Genomic DNA, 17,431 nt, shown 5'->3' with positions numbered 1-17,431 from the left:
GTTAGGGGGATAACTCAATGAAAGAATTAGAAGTTTATAAAAAATTAGGTTTGAAAACCAAAGATGATGTTTTTCACTATTTAATAAATAATTTAAAACATACTAATAGAACTTTTGAATTTTTTATTGATTGGGGGAAAGTTTTTCAAAATGTTAGTAATATTGAAGTAGAATTAAATCTGTTAAATTATCTAATAGGAAAAGATGATATAAAAAATAGAATGAAAGAATTAATTAAAAAATATCCTAATGTAGTTTCAGTTATTCCTATTTTAGTAGCTGTAAGAGAGAAAAATTTAGAGGTGCTTGTAGATTTTAAAGGGAAGGATTGGAAATATAAAAAATATAGTTTCAGAAAGAAAAAAAGGTACAATGTTGAAGAAATAAACGATATAGTAGAATTTTGTGATAAAATAGGTTTGTTGGAAATTTTCACAAATAAAAAAATAAAAAATATTGTAGATTATTGCATAGGACTGGAAGTAGGGATTGGAACAAATGCCCGTAAAAACAGGAGTGGTATAATAATGGAAAAAATCACTGAATGGTATATACAAGAAGTATGTAATAAATTAGAACTAGAATATATTTCTCAAGCAACCAAAAAGAAACTTTCTCAAAAATGGAATATAGATATACCAGTAGATAAATCATCCAGGCAATACGATTTTGCCATAAATAATAAAGGAAAAGTTATATTGATAGAAACTAATTTTTACTCAGGTGGGGGCTCTAAGTTAAAATCAGTAGCAGGAGAGTTTAGTACATTAAATAATTTCTTAAAAGATAAAGATATAGTTGATAAGTTTATATGGATTACTGATGGTGTTGGTTGGAAAACTGCTCATAAACCTCTGAGGGAGGCTTTTAATAATAATGACTTTTTAATTAATACTAGAATGATAGCTGACGGAGTATTAGAAGAAATAATTAAATTATAAGAAATAAGAGGGGAAAATATGGCTAAAAAAATAAAATGTTGTTTTTGTGAAGAAAAATTTTATAAGAAACATTATGTAAATCACCTAGAAGCAAAGCATAGTGAACATTTAGATGATATAATAGAAAATATTACTGAGCTGAATAATAAAGGATTTACTATAAAAGAAATTGAAGAAAAAATCAAATTACCAAAAAAATACATATTGGACAAGCTAAATATTGTAAAAGAAAATAAAGCCAAATATTGTATAAAGAAGCCGCTTAAGGTAAAAGAATGGAAACCTAAAGACTTTAATTTAGAAGCTACAACTGTATGGAGTTTTCCTAATAGGGGTAAATGGGCAACACATAGCGGAAAATATAGAGGAAATTGGTCTCCATATATACCCAGGAATGTAATACTTAGATATTCTCAAATGGATGATGTGGTATTAGATCAGTTTTTAGGTAGTGGAACTACTTTAATAGAAACTAAATTATTAAAAAGAAAAGGTATTGGTATTGACATTAATCCAGATGCAATTAACTTAGCCAAAGATAATTTAAGATTTAGAAAAAATATTGAATATCATCCTAAAATATACGAAGGGGATGCAAGAAAACTAGATTTTATACCTGATAATAGTATTGATTTAATTTGTACTCATCCTCCTTATGCTAATATTATTAAGTATAGTCAAAATATTGATGGTGACTTATCTCAATATGATATTGATGAATTTCTTTATGAAATGAAAAAAGTGGCTAAAGAAGCATATAGAGTACTAAAAAAAGATAAATATTGTGCAATATTAATAGGGGATACAAGACGTAAAAAGCATATGATTCCTTTAGGATTTAATGTAATGCAAATTTTCTTAAATACAGGATTTATATTAAAAGAAACTATAATAAAAGAGCAACATAATTGTAGAGCCACAGGTTTTTGGTATAAAAGAAGTGTCAAATACAATTTTCTTTTAATAGCTCATGAATACTTATTTATTTTTAGAAAGCCTAAATAAAAACCCTTCCTAACTTAGGAAGGTTTTTTCTTTACACCATTTCCATAATCAACCAATAGATATATAATATAAATATGAGCTGGATAATATATTAATAAAATGTATTAAGAAAGTGGGAAGGGGAAAATAGTATGCTGAAAATAGAAAATGTAAGTAAATCCTATAACAAAGGTGCCATAAAGGCTGTAGATAACATAAGTTTAAATGTAAGACCAGGGGAGATTTTTGGTTTTTTAGGTCCAAATGGTGCAGGTAAGACAACCACGATAAAGATGATAGTAGGTTTACTTAAACCTGATGAGGGAAATATTTTTGTAAATGGAATTAATAATCAAAAAGAGCCACTTAAAACAAAGAAAATCATAAGTTATGTACCAGATAATCCAGAAGTATACGATAGACTTAGTGGTATGGAATATTTAAACTTTATTGCTGATATGTATGGTGTTTCTAAAGAGGAAAGATTAAAAAGAATAGAAAAATACTTAGAGATTTTTAAATTAAAGGATGCAGTTAATGACCTTATAAAAAGTTACTCTCATGGTATGAAGCAGAAGATTGTACTTACTGCTGCACTTTTAAGTGATCCAATGCTTTTTATACTAGATGAACCTATGGTTGGACTTGATCCTAAGTCTGCCTTTAACTTAAAGGAGATAATGAGGGAAAGATGTAGTGAGGGAAAATCTGTATTCTTTTCAACCCATGTTTTAGAGGTTGCAGAAAAATTATGCGATAGACTTGCAATAATTAATAAGGGTAAAATAATAGCTCAAGGTACTATGGAAGAGTTAAGAAGACAATCAGAAAACAAAGAATCATTAGAAAATATATTCTTGGAGTTGACTGAAAAATGAGAGAGTTAATGTCATTAATAAAAGTAAATTTAAACGTTAATTTTGGTATTTCAGCCTTTAAATATAAGTATTTTAAGCAGAAGAAAGAACTATGGCAGCCAATATTGTTTTTGGTAGTAATATCTTCTTTAATACCAACATATTTACTATTTTTAGGGTTTTTAAATGGTGTTTATAAAGGTTTTGAAATGATTAACCAAGAAGGTATGTTTCTTCTTGTAGGATTTCTTATATCACAAATGGTTATATTCATATTTGGGATAATGTATGTTGCATCAAAGTTTTATTTTGCCAATGACTTAAAATTTTTAATACCATTACCCATAAAACCAAGTAATATTGTAATATCAAAATTTATAGCAATTCTTGTAAATGAATATTTAATAACACTACCTATAAACATACCAGTAGTAACTATTTATGCACTTAATAATAATACTAATATATTATATTGGTTATATAGTATTTTAATAATACTATTTGTACCAATTATACCTTTAGCCCTTTCGTCAATTATTATTATGGTATTTATGAGATATACCAATATTAAAGCTAGAAGGGATTTAATAAGGGTAATTGGATTTATCCTAATAATAGCTACAATTATAGGAATACAGGTTGGAGTACAATATATGTCTAGAGATGTACCTCAAGGGCAAGAGCAGGAGTATATTGCTAATCTTGTTAAAGAAAAGAATGCCCTTGTTGCAAAATCGGCCGTAGCCTTTCCACCAAGTAGATGGGCAGCTATCAGTTTAAGTAATTCAAATAGTATAGAAGGTTTTACTTCATTTATTACTTTTATTGGCACATCTTCTATAATCTTTTATTTAATGGTCTTATTAGGAGAAAGGGTGTTTTATAAAGGATTAATTGGAGGAGAAGAGGTCACAGCTAAGAAGAAAAAGCTTTCTAATAAAGAGTTTAGAAAAAGAGCATCAAAGGCAAATCATCCTGTAGTATCTATACTGTTAAGGGAGATAAAACTATTATTGAGAACACCAATATTCTTAATAAACTCTATAGGTGCTATAATTGTTATACCTATAGCCTTATTAATACCACTTATTGCTTCACCAGAAGTCTTTGAATATATAAAGGGGTTATATTCTGAAGAATTTATTAACATAGCAAATTACTTTTTAATTGGATTTGTTATATTTATTTCTGCTACAAATGGAGTTGCTTCAACTACTTTTTCAAGGGAAGGTAAGCAGTTTTGGATATCAAGGGTAGCTCCTGTTAGAGTAGAATATCAGGTTACAGGTAAGATATTATCAAGTCTTTTAGTACAATTACTAACAATAGCTGTAATCCTTATAACAGCATCATTTTTAGTAAACCTTAAAATTTCAACTATTTTATTAGTAACTACTTTAGGATTACTAGGTAGTATACCAATTATTGAAATAGGTATGTTAATAGATATATTAAGGCCACTACTTGATTGGGATAATCCTCAAAAGGCCATGAAACAAAACCTAAATGTACTATTTTCAATGGTAGCTGGTCTTTTATATATGTTGATATATGGTGGACTAATCTTTGTGTTATCAAAGATAAATCTATCACTTCTAGTAATTTATTCTATAATTTTAATTGTATTTATCATATTATCAATAGTTTTATTTATGATGTTAGCTGGAACCACTATTAAAAGGTATAAAGAAATTGAGTAGAATGTAAGAGGTGGATTAATGAATATAAAAAGGGTAATAAAGATTAGTATTGTGTTTTTATTATTAGAAATCTATAATAAAAATTAAATTTGAAATTATCAGGATATAAATAATGGCAGTCTGAGAAGAATTGAACCGACTCTTGTCAAGTACAGTAGAAATAATAAAAGTAGTCTGAGCAGCCAATGCTTGATATTCCTTGGCGACTAGGTTGTTTACTCTTTTCTATAACTTTTTGTTATTGTAGAATTTTATATTTTTTTCTATTGATTGCTTTAATTCTTTAAAAGTTTCATATTTATTTTAAGTAATATTTTTTACACTTAAAATTCACTAAAAACTCTCCATTGAAACATTGTCGATACATCTACTAATTCACGACATATTTTACGTTATTTCATTTGAATCTTGATGTTAGTATAATATTGTAGACACATTTTCTCGAACATTATAAAATAAGATTAATGGGAAAGAATGTGTCTACAGTGGCAAAAAGATACAATGGAGATTTTAAAAATACAATAGTGGATTTATATAAATCTGGAGAATCTATAACAAAGCTAAGTAACGAATATGGCATAGCAAAATCTACTATAAATGGCTAGATTAAGGAGAAAAAAGAAATCACAGTTGATGATAATAAAACTATAACTGTTGAAGAATATAATAAATTAAAGAAACAACTAGCTAAAACTAAGGAGGAAAACCAGATATTAAAAAAGGCTATGACCATATTCGCAAAAGAATAAATAATACTAGGTCTATTGTTGAATTTATTAAAGAGAACAAAGATAATCATGGTATAAAATTAATCTGCAGTGTATTACAGATACCCAGGAGTTCTTATTATAAATCCCTAAACCTAGTAGAATCTAACAGAGCTAAAGGAAATAAAAAATATAAAGGAAAAATTCTTAAAATATACGATGACAGTAAAAAAAGATATGGAGCGCCTAAAATTCATAAAATACTAAAAAACAAGGTTATAAAATAAGCTTAAAACGTGTACAACGACTTATGAAAAAGCTTAATATATCTTCTATAGTTAAAAAGAAATATAGGCCACATTCATCTAAAGTTAAGGTAGAAAACAAAGAAAATATCATATCTAGAGATTTCATAACAAGTAAAATAAATGAAAAATGGGTTTCTGATATAACATATATCCATACAATTAAAGATAGTTGGTGTTATTTAGCATCTGTTATGGATCTTCATACTAGAAAAATTATTGGTTATTCATTTTCTAAAACAATAAATACAAATTTACTAAAAAAGCTTTTAAAAACGATATTACTTAGCAGTCTCCTGGTGAAGAAGCGATATTGCATACAGATTTAGGAGCTCAATATACAAGGCATGAATTTAATAAAGTAGTACAAAAACACAATATAATTCACTCATTTAGCCAAAAAGGATGTCCTTACGATAATGCCTGTATTGAGTAATTTCATTCAGTGCTAAAGAAAGAAGAGGTAAATCAAGGGAAATATTATGATTAAGAAGCTGCTAAATTAGCCATATTTAGGTATATGGAAAGTTGGCATAACAGAAAAAGAATACATAGTGGTATAGACTACATGGCACCCGAAGAATATGAAATTAGCTAAAGTAAATAAGTTAAAATCAGGGAAATAGTATGCCTTTACATGAGAAATAGACATGATACTACAGCTTCCAAGGGAAAATAAAGGCTACCGCCTCATTTGCTCTTAAGAATGTTTATAGAGACTGCATGTCAAGGCTTTCAATAGAAATATTATTTAAAGTCATAAAAATGTTCGATTTTTTGTATCTAAAATATTGAAGTGAGTCCATAAAACATCTTTTTGTTCTTTTTTATACTTTTTCACCCATCGATAGACTTGTTGGTAAGACACCTCAAATGTGGTCGACACTTATCGGTAATCATATCCGTTTTTAATGCAAAACAGTATGATATCAGCTCTTTTTTGTTTACTAGAATTTTCTTTGGTCATAGAGATATTTATTTTTTTCTCTATATTTTTAAATACTCTATGGCTATTATACTTTTTTATCCATCTACTTAAAACACTTCTAGAAGATATTTAGTACTTTTTAACTATTTCTTCTTTAGAACTATTTTTTAAAAGATATTCTAAGACATCTTATTCTTTTAATGCTTCTGAATACCGTTTTCTTGATTTGGATTCTTTAGGCCATTCACCAAATATGTTCTATAGTTATAGCGCTAGCTTCAAAACGTAGATTTTGTTATTCCATAAGTTTAGGTAACATCTAAAACAGTTTTCAATCCTTCTATATGTTCTAATAAATTTAAAGTTTTACTTTTAGTGAATACTTTTCCTGTGTATTTATTTTTTAAGCCTAATAATAAAAAGCTTTTTAAGTAACAGATTTTTTATTTAGTTTATCCATCTAAAGGGAGTACATAAAATGATAGTATTGTTATTATTTTTGTATAAATTGAAAATAGAACGAAATACTTGAAGTCTAATGAAAAATATCTAAATTTGGTTAAATATACTTTATTTGTGGCTAAATATGCATTAAATATGGCTATATATGCTTTTCGGAAGGGAAAAAGTGAACAAATATATAATTTTAGTATAAAAACAAAACGGAACAAAGATAAATTTTATTAAGTAGATTTCTAAAATAATGCTAATTTAAGTTAATTTGGGTAAAAAATGTACAATTAACAAATATTTAAATATACATTACTAAAAGACTTAGCGTATGAATATATATTTTAAATTATAGTTGAGAGGTAATAATAAGATATTTAACAAGAATTAAATTATTACCATTTTTAGGTAATTAAAAATTACAATTTAAATTACAGTAATTTTTAAGGATTAACCAAATTCACTTAAAGGATTTGTAAATTTCCTATTCAAAAAAATCTTGCAGAATCATGTAGTTTTATCTTTCAATCTGTTTAAAAATAGGCTTACATGAAAGACTCATGAAAGACTATTAAAGTAATATTAAGTAAGTAATATTAAAAAAAGGAGGGAGTGTATGCTGTATTTTTTCAAAATCAACAGAGATATATTATTTTGAAGATAGCAGTTTTAGAATATGTAAGCACTAGAACCGTAATCATAAGATTATGTTTATTACTGTACTTCTACTATTCAATCTAAGATAATAAAATTAAACGTAATAACTATGAAGTTTCTCTATGTTTGTAATATTTAGGAAATATTTAAGTCTGTTTTAAACTCATAAAAAATGTTATATCAACGATCATACTAATATTATTAATTATATTTTCTGGATTTGCTATAGCAATACATTTTTTACCGAAGATAATAAGAAAAAACATAATATTAAATTGTTATGCGAAACTTTAGAACTACCTCTTAGCACTTACTATGACCGTAGACCTAGAAAAAAGTCTAACAAAACTCTTGAAAATGAAAAACTTAAAAAAGAGATTATGTCTGTTTATCTAGATAGCAAAAAACGTTATGGTGCTCCTAAAATTAGACAAATACTAAAATCTCGTGGATGGTCAATAAGTCTAAAAAGAGTACAAAGATTGATGCAAAAGCTAGGTATTAGGTCAATTGTTAGTAAAAAATTTAAGTATTATTCTTCTAAATCTAATGATGGAATAGGTGAAAATATTATCAAAAGAGACTTTCCAGCTACTTATATTAATCAAAAGTGGGTAGCCTATATTGCCTATATTTACACTATTAAAGATGGTTGGTATCACTTAGCATCAATTATGGATTTATATACACGAAAAATCATAGGTTACTCATTCTCTAAATCTATGACTACTAAATTAACAATATAAGCTTTAGAAAATGCTTATTTTAACCAAAGATCTAGTGGTTAAGTTATCATTCATTCTAACCGAGGTAGCCAATACACTAGCTATGAATATATGAAAAAGGTTAAAAGTCTAGGATTAAATATTTCTTTTAGTAATAAGGGCAATCCTTATGATAATGCCCCAATAGAATCATTTCATTCAATATTAAAAAAAGAAGAAGTCTATCACAAAAAGTATAGAGATTTTAATGATGCTAAGAAGTCTATTTTGTATTCATTGAGTCTTGGTACAATAGAAAAAGAATACACAGTAGTATTAATTATATGAATCCAGACCAATTTGAGAATAATTCAAAGTCAGCTTCTTAATTTGTTAAACTTTTGTGTCCAAAATATTAATGTAAGCTATCTAACAATCAAAACTAAGCTATATAATCTAAAAATATCCGAATTAAAGATAAGGGGATAAATAATGAAAAAATTATTAATATTAGTTTTGATTATATCAATAGTATTAATGATTGGATGTACAGTAGAAAATATTGTAAGTAATAGTGAAATTCATAAACATAATGAAATTACCATTGTGACATATAATGATACTTACAAGAAATACCCTGTATTACAAGGATATATAGATAAATTCCAATTAGAAACAGGAATAAAAGTTAAAATTGATGCAATAGAAGCCAACACTTATGATGATTATATTAAAAAGCTTAATACTAAATTGTATTTTAAAAAAGGACCTACGTTGATATTATTTTCAGAATCTGAAAACTATAGCAAATATATAGATAACGGTGTTGCATTAAATGTTAAAGGAAGGATTAACAATTATAAAAAAATATATAATTCTTTAAAATATAAAGATTCCTTTGTACCGATTGGAATGACTTACGTAGCTACTATATTAAACAAAAATTTATTAGAAGAATTAGGAATGAAAGAACCTAATTTTAATTGGACTAATAAAGAGTATTTACATATTAAAAAGAAATGGTTAGAAGAGGAGCCGAGATATTTTAATATTACAGAGTATAAAGATATCGTAGTCAATCCATTGAATAGACTAGAAATAATAGATAAAGACAAAAAAATAGTTACTTTAAATAATTTAAAAGTTAAAAATGTTATAAAAGATGCACAGAAAAAAATCTTTTCAGACAACTATATCATTAATTCTAAATATTCATATATGGATTATTATGAAATGTTTTTTGATTATGATTCTGATAAATATTTAAAGTCAATGAGGAAGGATTACCATTATGAGAATAGAAATAAAGTTTTAAAATACAGATTTGGAATTAATGGATTAAAGACATTGGTTACAAGCACTAAAATGAAAAAAGAAAATTTATTAATTTTACCTAGAATTGACAAAGATATTGGATTAAAAACCTGGGGATTTATTGTAAATAAAAATGGGAAAAATGTTGAAATTGGTATGAAATTTTTAGATGGTTTGTTAAGTGACGAAGTTCAACTACTGATGTTTAATTTTTCAACTTACGGGGGATATCCAGTTAATAAAAATATTGAAGATAAAATTAGTAAAATTGAAAGAAAAAATAATGTTAGTAAAAAGGCCATTGAATTAAGAAAATATATATTAAAAAAGATAAAAGCTGGAATTTATAAGCCATATAGGCAAATAGACTCAGTGAAATATGAATTTCAACTTATGTTACATAAGGACCTTATGAAGCTTATTTTTACTGATAAATTATACACAGATGAAGAGCTAAGTATGGAATTACAAAAGCTAGAAAATAAATATAATATATGGCTTAATGAGTAAAAGTTTATAAATTGGGGGAGATGAATTTAAGAACATGATATTTGAGTCAAAAAAGTATAAAGGACTTCTTTTTATACTACCAAGCCTTATAGGTTTTGGTATTCTTTATGTTATTCCTTTTTTTGGAGGAATAAAGTATTCAGTAAGTAAAAGTAGTTTTAATAGCACCTTTGTTGCATTTAATAATTATACTGATGTATTTAAAAACAATGCATTTAAAATAGCATTAAAAAATACTTGTTTTTTTATGATTATATCTATACCTGTACTAATAGTTATTTCTTTTGTGATTGCTCTTATGATATACGAATTAAAAGCACCTAAAATTGTAAAGCTTTCTATTATGCTACCTATAGCAGTTCCTTCAGGTACAGTAGTAGGTTTTTTTAAAAAAGTTTTCGGATTTAATGGTTTTAATCTAATTGATAGTGAATACGCCATGCTTGTAGTTATACTTATATTTATATGGAAAAACACAGGATACAATCTTATTATTTATCTAGCAGGTTTATCACAAATGGATAAAGAAGTTATAGAGGCATCTATGATAGATGGAGCAAATTATTTTCAAAGATTGCAGTATATAATTATCCCATTATTTACACCTATAAATGTTTTTGTAGCAATTGTTACAATTATAAACTCCTTTAAAATTTTTAAGGATATATATATGCTACAAGGTAGTTATCCAAATCCTAAAATATACATGCTTCAACATTATATTAACAATAAATTTAATGATTTACAGTATGAAAAACTTACATCATCTGCATATATTTTTTCATTAATGATATTTGTTGTTGTTTTTTTACTGTTCATTTTAGATAAAAAACATGCAAAAAGAGTAGGTGGAAACTAATATGAAGAAATTATTACTTGTGGTCTTATTAATAATATCTCTTTTATATGTTTATCCAATAATATTTACATTTACAAGTTCATTTATGTCATATGAAGAAATTATGTCAGGTAATATACATATAATACCAGAAGAATTTAATCTGCAGCAATATTATTCGATAATTACATTTAAAGGAGAATATTTCCATTATTTTCTCAACTCTATTAAATTAACATCTATAATAATATTTGGACAAGTAATTATAGGAATATTTGCAGCATTTGCTTTTGCAAAAATGGATTTTGTTGCACGAAACCTTATATTTATACTTTATATATTAGCAATATTACTTCCTTTTCAAGTAACTTTAGTGCCTAATTATTTAGTATTTGATAAGATACAAAGATTAATAAATATAAAAATATTTGATACTCATACAGCGATAATATTACCTGGAATATTTACATCCTTTGGAGTGATATTATTAAGGCAGTTTATAAGAAACATACCTAATGAGATTATAGAAACAGCTATGTTAGATGGAGCCAGTTATACAAAAATTTTATTTAAAATAGTTTTGCCAATTTTAAGACCAGCTATATTTACATTAATTATTCTTACATTTATAGATAATTGGAATCTTGTAGAACAAGCTATAATCTTTCTAGATAGTCCTTCAAAACTTCCATTGTCTGTCTTTTTAGAAAATATTTATTATAATGATTTTAAAGTATTTTATGCTGGAGCAGTTCTATATATTATTCCTTCTTTAATCTTGTTTATAAAAGGTGAAAAATATTTAATGGAAGGTCTTAATATAGGAGGACTAAAGTGATGGAAAGTAAAGTACTTAAAATAAGTAAAAATACAATAATAACTTTTTTTACTCTTGTGTTTATATTAGGTTTTTTTTCAAAATCAGTAGTAAATCTATTTATACCTAAAGTTCAGGTTACAACACCTGTAAAGAGTACTTTTTCAAGAACTTTAAACATAAAGGGGAAAATAGTACCTAAAGAAAAAGTAAAAATAAGATTAGCTGGAAGTGTTATAGTAGAAGATTATTTTGTAAAAATAGGAGAGAAAGTTGAAAAGGGTGATCCATTATTAAAAATTAATAAAAATTATGGGGTTAAATCATCATATAAGGATATCGATGAATTAAAAATAGATCTAAAAAAAGAAAAATTTAAATTAGAAAGACTGCAAAATACTACATATAATATAGATAAAATGAATGTACAGTTATTAGAAGAAAAAATGAAAAACATGAAAGAAGAAATAAAAAAACTTGAGAAGTTATATAAAGCAGGAGCAATAACAGCTAACAAATTACATGTAAAAAAACAAAATTTAAAATCATTAGAAATAAATCTAAAAAAAGAAAAATTAATGTTGCAAGAAAAAAGAAAAGAAAATCAGTTAGAAATACAAGAAACATTGGGGAATATCGAAAATTTAGAAACAGAAATCAGTGAAGCTAAAAATGCAAAAAACTTTTACTACGAAATATCTAGTGATGGAATATGTTATTCTGATGTAGACGGTATAGTTTTAAATACTAATGATACTGAGGTTATACTGCCTCAAGACACTGTTCTTATAGAATTAGGATTAGTTAAAAACTTCAATTCTGTAAAATTTGTTACAAAGATCCCTGAAAAATACTATAATTTTATAAGTGATGCTGATATGATAAAAATTAACTCTCAAAACGATAAAATGCCAGATCAAGTTAATATAACTGAAGTAAGTAAAGTAATTAATAATAAAATGATTAAAATAGAAGGTGAATTTTTAAATGATAACAATAGCTTTCCAATAATCAACAAAGAAATCAAGGGAATAATTGAAAAGAAATATGTTGGAGAAAAAACTGTACCTAAAATAGCTGTAATACCTCATGATAAATTTGAAGCTGGAAAAAAAGGACATGTTTATATTGTATTAGAGGAAAAAGGGGCTTTAGGTACAGAATATATTGTAAAAAGAGTAAACATAACTATCAAAGATGTGGGAGACGATGTTGTTAGCATAGATGGAATAGATATGTATGATAATCCAAAGATTGTAATTAATCCGTCTTTTAAGATAAGGGATGGAGTGAAGGTTAGAATATGGGAATAAAAAAGAAACTAATAATAATTTTTATTATTTTAATATTATTTAGTGCTCATTTATATTTAAAAGATAAATACAATCCTATGGCTGTGGAAATAAATTATAGTGGAAATTTAACAATAAATCAGTGTCAAAAACTAAAGAAAAAATATAAATTAAATACTTTCTCGATAAATTATGAAAGGTTTTATAATGGACATACATTAATTATGACTTCTGGGTTAGATACACAGATTAGAAAAATAGAAATAATACATGGACAATATTTATCTGATATAAGTGAGTTAGAGGCAGTTATAGGTGATAAAGTAGTACAAAAATACTTTAAGACTCAGACTCCGTTAGGAAGAAGTATTAATATTTTAGGTAAGGAGTTTAAAATAATAGGGGTAGAAAAAAATAGTAATATCATATATATTCCATTTAATGATGAATTATTATCAAATAATTGGGAGAAAAAAAGAGTAATTTTTAATATTCCCAATTCAAAAGAATTTTATATAACTATACAAAAGATAGAAAATGAACTTAAACTAATTGGCATAAATATCATAGATAAAGTCATATATAAAGAAAAAATTTATGGGTATCTAAATCTGCTTATAATATTAGGGATTATTATTTTAGCTAAATTTTTAAGAAAACTTATAAAAAGAATATTAGATAAAATTTTAAGTTTGTGGTATAAATATAAAAAAGCAAATAGAATTGTTGACTGGAATAAATATTTATTAATAAAAAAGACATGTTTAGCAAAGATTATAGCTGAAGCTACAATAGTAATTGCATTAATCTTAGGCATATTTAAGATCATGTCGTATTTAAAAATACCACCCTCTTTATTACCGGATAATTTTTTTTCATTAACAAGCTATATAAACATAGTGAAATTAAAATATAACAGTATTTCTTTACATCTTCAAAAAGGATTTAGTAATATAACAATAGATACTATTTATATAAATTTTATTATTATCTTACTATTTACTGTTACAGTTTTAATAGAAAAAGCTAAAAGAAATATTGATTAAATATAATGTTAAAGCAGGAGGGATAAGTATGGATAAAATTAAAACTAGGAAACTAAGCTTGGAAGAGGCTAAAAAGCTTGGAATTGATTCATGGGATACATGGGAATGTGAACCAGATACATTTGATTGGGAATATGCTGAACAGGAAACTGCATATGTATTTGAAGGTGATGTTATTGTAAAAACTGGAGAACAAACTGTACATATTACAGGTGGCATGCTTGTATCATTCCCAAAAGGATTAAAATGTACATGGGAAGTTAGAGAAAAAATAAGAAAGGTTTATACATTTAATTTTGATATAGATAATATATAAAAATAAGTCGGTACTTCCGACTTATTTTTAATTTTTTTTGTAATAAAGGAGGAAATTGTGGAAATTTATTGAATTATTAGATAAAAAGTTGTCTTTATTTATATTTTATAAAAATGGAGGAAGAAAATATGAAAAACAAAAAACTTCTTTATTTAATTGCTACACTTTTGATTTTGCCTAATATAATTTTTATGATTTTTAATTTCACATCTAATATTCAAAATTTTCAGAATACAAATATTTCAGTTGTTTTTTATGCAATTAACATTATTATTGGATTAGTTATTGTTTATATAATAAATAGCAAATTGTTTAAACCTTCAAAGTATATATCACAAATCATTAAAGACATATCATCTGGAAATTTTTATTATGCTGCAGCACTAGTGAAGGATAAAAAGACTGTTAAAAATAGTATTTTTGGAGACTTAATGGAGCTTTTAATAAACAGTCTATATAAAATAATAAAAGAACTGGAAATGGGAGCAGAGAAAGATACTAGTTATGCAGGCAAACTTTTAAATGGTGTAGAAGATGCAAGTTATTCTAGTGAAGAAATAGTAAAGGCTATGGAAGAGTTATCAAGTGGAGCAGAAGAAAATGCTAGTTCTTCAGAAAGTATATCCCAAGCTGTAAAAGAACTTGTAGACTATGCAACAAATACTGAAGAGGAAGTAGGAAAGGTATATAATTTAGTAGAAGAAATTGGAGAAACTTCGGATAAGATGGAGTCAACCCTTAGAAAACTAGTAGAAGAAATAGAAAAGACAGCCTCTTCTAATAAAGCTTCTGCTGAGAATATGAGAATGCTTGAAAGTAAGCTTGATGAAATAGAAAATATCGTACTATTTGTTACAGATATTGCAGAACAGACTAATTTATTAGCATTAAATGCAGCTATTGAAGCGGCTAGAGCAGGAGAAGCAGGTAAAGGTTTTGCGGTAGTTGCAGAAGAGGTAAGAAAGCTGGCAGAGGAATCTCAAAGATCAGTTGAAGATATTAAAAATTTAGCACAAGATATAAGAAAACAGACTTCTACAACGGCTAAGAACGTTGAAGAGGTTGTTGAAATGACTACAGAGAATATTAATAATGTAAAAACTGCATTTAAGCAGTTTGCAGAATTATCAAAGGGAACTGTAACTATTAAAAAATCAATTGATGAAGTTAAGAGTTTCCTTGCTACAGAGGTAGAAAAGGCAAAGGGAATATTTGAAGATACAGATAGATTATCAGAGGTTGCACAGAATACATTATCTAACATTGAAGAAGTAAATGCTGCAAGTGAAAATCATCATGCTGTAATGGACAACATAAAAGATATAGCTGAGCTTTTAAATGATGCTGCAAATAATCAAGTAAAACTTATAGATGATTTTGCAGGAGAAGGCTATATAGATGAAAAACATAAGCAAAAGCTAGAAGATGCGAAGAATCTTCTAAAAGATATGGCTAGTAGAGATGAAGTTATAAGTATGGAAAAGGAAAATATGAAAAATCTTGTTGGTTCTATAGTGGAAGGAAATAAAGCTTATCAGTTTGCTTTTGTTACAGATAGTAAAGGAGTTGTAGTTTGTACAAACAATGGAAATTATGAAGGTGAAGAAGTTTCCTTTAGAACTTGGTTTAAAAAGGCTAAGGAAGGACAGTTATTTATATCTAAGCCATATATTTCACTAGAAACTGATAGTACATGTATAACAATATCACACCCAATATATGACCAAAATGATAATGTTAAAGGTGTTTTCGGTATAGATTTAGAGATATAACTTTTAGATTATGTACAATTATAAGATAGGTTGACCCTCTTGATTCGATACATATCAAATCAAGAGGGTTTTTTATTAATTTGGAATATCTCCTACCATTGTGAGAAAACCTAAATATAAACTATTAGGTTTAGGAGGTATTTTATGAAAGCAATAGCTTATGAGGGGATAAAAGATGTAAAGGTAAAGGAAGTAGATGACCCAAAGATAATAAATCCTGATGATATAATCGTTAGAGTTACATCAACTGCAATATGTGGCTCAGATTTACATTTGATACATGGAATGGTTCCTAATATGCCTAAAGGTTTTATTTTAGGACATGAAACAATGGGGATTGTTGAAGAAGTTGGGCCAGAAGTAAGAAAGGTAAAAAAAGGTGATAGAGTTATAGTACCATTCCCCATATCCTGTGGACATTGCTGGTATTGTGAACATGAGTTATGGAGTCAATGTGATAATTCAAATCCTAATGGTGAAGCTGGTGCAATATTTGGATATAGTAAGACATTTGGTGGATATGATGGGGGACAGGCAGAGTATTTAAGAGTACCCTATGCCAATGTAGGTCCTGTAGTTGTACCAGAGGAATTTAAGGATGAAGAGGTACTATTTTTAACTGACATACTTCCAACATCATATTGGGGAGTTGAAAATGGTGAAGTTAAATTAGGAGATACAGTAGTAATATTAGGGTGTGGACCAGTTGGATTATTGGCACAAAAGTGGGCTGCTTATATGGGAGCAGGAAGAATTATAGCAGTAGATTATATTGATTATAGGTTAGAGCATGCACGAAAATACAATGGAGTAGAAACAATTAATTTTGATAGATATGATAATGTAGGTGAATATATAAAAGAAATAACTGGTGGTGGAGCGGATGTAGTAATTGATTGTGTTGGTATGGACGGGAAAATGACAGTTTTAGAAATGGTAGAATCAGCGTTAAAACTTCAGGGAGGATCAAAATCTGCTATTGAGATCGCCACTCAAGCTGTAAGAAAGGGTGGAACTGTATCAATAGTTGGTGTATATGGGGCAAGATATAACATGTTTCCACTAGGAGACTTTTTCTCAAGAAATGTTAAATTAAAAATGGGACAATGTCCTGTACATTCATACGTAGACCCTATACTAACTTTAATAAAAGAAAATAAAATTGATGCAACAGATATAATAACTCATGTTTTACCCTTAGATAAGGGAGAACATGCCTATGAAATATTTGATGAGAAAAAGGATGATTGTATTAAGGTAATATTAAAACCATAATAAAAGAACTATTAATAA

Annotated in this window: 14 protein-coding genes and 1 pseudogene; all 15 read left to right on the top strand. The window is 26.8% G+C overall.

The annotated features are described in order from the left end of the window. Window positions 1-17 precede the first annotated feature (17 nt). The 15 genes and pseudogenes from BET03_RS07845 to BET03_RS07775 all read left to right on the top strand — a co-directional run bounded on the left by BET03_RS07845 (window position 18) and on the right by BET03_RS07775 (window position 17,413). Complete coding sequence (locus BET03_RS07845; protein ID WP_120169064.1) at window positions 18-941, top strand: type II restriction endonuclease; 924 nt, start codon at window positions 18-20, stop codon at window positions 939-941. An 18-nt stretch (window positions 942-959) separates the two neighbouring features. Continuing rightward, window positions 960-1,946 carry a DNA methyltransferase gene (locus BET03_RS07840; RefSeq protein WP_120169062.1) on the top strand — a complete coding sequence of 329 codons (987 nt, stop codon included), beginning with the start codon at window positions 960-962 and terminating at the stop codon, window positions 1,944-1,946. Between the two features lie 131 nt (window positions 1,947-2,077). Then, window positions 2,078-2,803, top strand: coding sequence for an ABC transporter ATP-binding protein (locus BET03_RS07835; RefSeq protein ID WP_120169060.1), 726 nt, complete (start codon window positions 2,078-2,080; stop codon window positions 2,801-2,803). After that, complete coding sequence (locus BET03_RS07830; protein ID WP_120169058.1) at window positions 2,800-4,482, top strand: putative ABC transporter permease subunit; 1,683 nt, start codon at window positions 2,800-2,802, stop codon at window positions 4,480-4,482. The genes BET03_RS07835 and BET03_RS07830 overlap by 4 nt, the downstream gene beginning before the upstream one ends. A 464-nt stretch (window positions 4,483-4,946) precedes the next feature. Then, a pseudogene (locus BET03_RS07825) lies at window positions 4,947-6,092 on the top strand (IS3 family transposase). 1,712 nt (window positions 6,093-7,804) lie between these two features. Further along, window positions 7,805-8,275, top strand: a complete 471-nt coding sequence (locus tag BET03_RS07820) for an IS3 family transposase (protein ID WP_183108782.1) — start codon at window positions 7,805-7,807, stop codon at window positions 8,273-8,275. A 90-nt stretch (window positions 8,276-8,365) separates the two neighbouring features. Then, entirely contained in the window at window positions 8,366-8,581 is a 216-nt protein-coding gene (locus tag BET03_RS07815; RefSeq protein ID WP_120169054.1) for an integrase core domain-containing protein, read from the top strand. Between the two features lie 144 nt (window positions 8,582-8,725). Next, window positions 8,726-10,057, top strand: coding sequence for an extracellular solute-binding protein (locus tag BET03_RS07810; protein WP_120169052.1), 1,332 nt, complete (start codon window positions 8,726-8,728; stop codon window positions 10,055-10,057). A 34-nt stretch (window positions 10,058-10,091) separates the two neighbouring features. After that, the gene (locus BET03_RS07805; protein ID WP_120169050.1) at window positions 10,092-10,916 is read left to right on the top strand and encodes a carbohydrate ABC transporter permease; all 825 of its coding nucleotides are present in this window, start codon (window positions 10,092-10,094) and stop codon (window positions 10,914-10,916) included. A 1-nt stretch (window position 10,917) separates the two neighbouring features. Next, the gene (locus BET03_RS07800) at window positions 10,918-11,733 is read left to right on the top strand and encodes a carbohydrate ABC transporter permease (RefSeq protein ID WP_120169048.1); all 816 of its coding nucleotides are present in this window, start codon (window positions 10,918-10,920) and stop codon (window positions 11,731-11,733) included. Then, window positions 11,733-13,025: an efflux RND transporter periplasmic adaptor subunit gene (locus BET03_RS07795; RefSeq protein WP_120169045.1), complete on the top strand. Its 1,293-nt coding sequence runs from the start codon at window positions 11,733-11,735 to the stop codon at window positions 13,023-13,025. The genes BET03_RS07800 and BET03_RS07795 overlap by 1 nt, the downstream gene beginning before the upstream one ends. After that, on the top strand, window positions 13,016-14,050 hold the full coding sequence (locus BET03_RS07790) for an ABC transporter permease (protein ID WP_120169043.1): 1,035 nt from the start codon (window positions 13,016-13,018) through the stop codon (window positions 14,048-14,050). Before BET03_RS07795 ends, BET03_RS07790 begins: the two co-directional genes overlap by 10 nt. A gap of 28 nt (window positions 14,051-14,078) precedes the next feature. Then, window positions 14,079-14,366 (top strand): cupin domain-containing protein, encoded by a 288-nt coding sequence (locus BET03_RS07785; RefSeq protein WP_120169041.1) that lies wholly within the window; start codon window positions 14,079-14,081, stop codon window positions 14,364-14,366. 128 nt (window positions 14,367-14,494) lie between these two features. Further along, window positions 14,495-16,138: a methyl-accepting chemotaxis protein gene (locus tag BET03_RS07780; protein WP_183108781.1), complete on the top strand. Its 1,644-nt coding sequence runs from the start codon at window positions 14,495-14,497 to the stop codon at window positions 16,136-16,138. A gap of 144 nt (window positions 16,139-16,282) precedes the next feature. Further along, on the top strand, window positions 16,283-17,413 hold the full coding sequence (locus BET03_RS07775) for a zinc-dependent alcohol dehydrogenase (RefSeq protein WP_120169037.1): 1,131 nt from the start codon (window positions 16,283-16,285) through the stop codon (window positions 17,411-17,413). Window positions 17,414-17,431: the final 18 nt, after the last annotated feature.

The sequence above is a fragment of the Thermohalobacter berrensis genome (genome assembly GCF_003609645.1).
Lineage (GTDB): Bacteria > Bacillota > Clostridia > Tissierellales > Thermohalobacteraceae > Thermohalobacter > Thermohalobacter berrensis.
The sequence above is the reverse complement of the archived record's forward strand: the minus strand, read 5'-3'. Positions and strand labels throughout refer to the sequence as shown.

Excerpts from the sequence above, each read along its gene's own strand:
- BET03_RS07845 (WP_120169064.1), top strand. The coding sequence starts at position 18 with ATGAAAGAATTAGAAGTTTATAAAAAATTAGGTTTGAAAACCAAAGAT.
- BET03_RS07795 (WP_120169045.1), top strand. The coding sequence starts at position 11,733 with ATGGAAAGTAAAGTACTTAAAATAAGTAAAAATACAATAATAACTTTT.
- BET03_RS07840 (WP_120169062.1), top strand. The coding sequence starts at position 960 with ATGGCTAAAAAAATAAAATGTTGTTTTTGTGAAGAAAAATTTTATAAG.
- BET03_RS07790 (WP_120169043.1), top strand. The coding sequence starts at position 13,016 with ATGGGAATAAAAAAGAAACTAATAATAATTTTTATTATTTTAATATTA.
- BET03_RS07775 (WP_120169037.1), top strand. The coding sequence starts at position 16,283 with ATGAAAGCAATAGCTTATGAGGGGATAAAAGATGTAAAGGTAAAGGAA.
- BET03_RS07805 (WP_120169050.1), top strand. The coding sequence starts at position 10,092 with ATGATATTTGAGTCAAAAAAGTATAAAGGACTTCTTTTTATACTACCA.
- BET03_RS07815 (WP_120169054.1), top strand. The coding sequence starts at position 8,366 with ATGAAAAAGGTTAAAAGTCTAGGATTAAATATTTCTTTTAGTAATAAG.
- BET03_RS07780 (WP_183108781.1), top strand. The coding sequence starts at position 14,495 with ATGAAAAACAAAAAACTTCTTTATTTAATTGCTACACTTTTGATTTTG.
- BET03_RS07785 (WP_120169041.1), top strand. The coding sequence starts at position 14,079 with ATGGATAAAATTAAAACTAGGAAACTAAGCTTGGAAGAGGCTAAAAAG.
- BET03_RS07835 (WP_120169060.1), top strand. The coding sequence starts at position 2,078 with ATGCTGAAAATAGAAAATGTAAGTAAATCCTATAACAAAGGTGCCATA.
- BET03_RS07800 (WP_120169048.1), top strand. The coding sequence starts at position 10,918 with ATGAAGAAATTATTACTTGTGGTCTTATTAATAATATCTCTTTTATAT.
- BET03_RS07810 (WP_120169052.1), top strand. The coding sequence starts at position 8,726 with ATGAAAAAATTATTAATATTAGTTTTGATTATATCAATAGTATTAATG.
- BET03_RS07830 (WP_120169058.1), top strand. The coding sequence starts at position 2,800 with ATGAGAGAGTTAATGTCATTAATAAAAGTAAATTTAAACGTTAATTTT.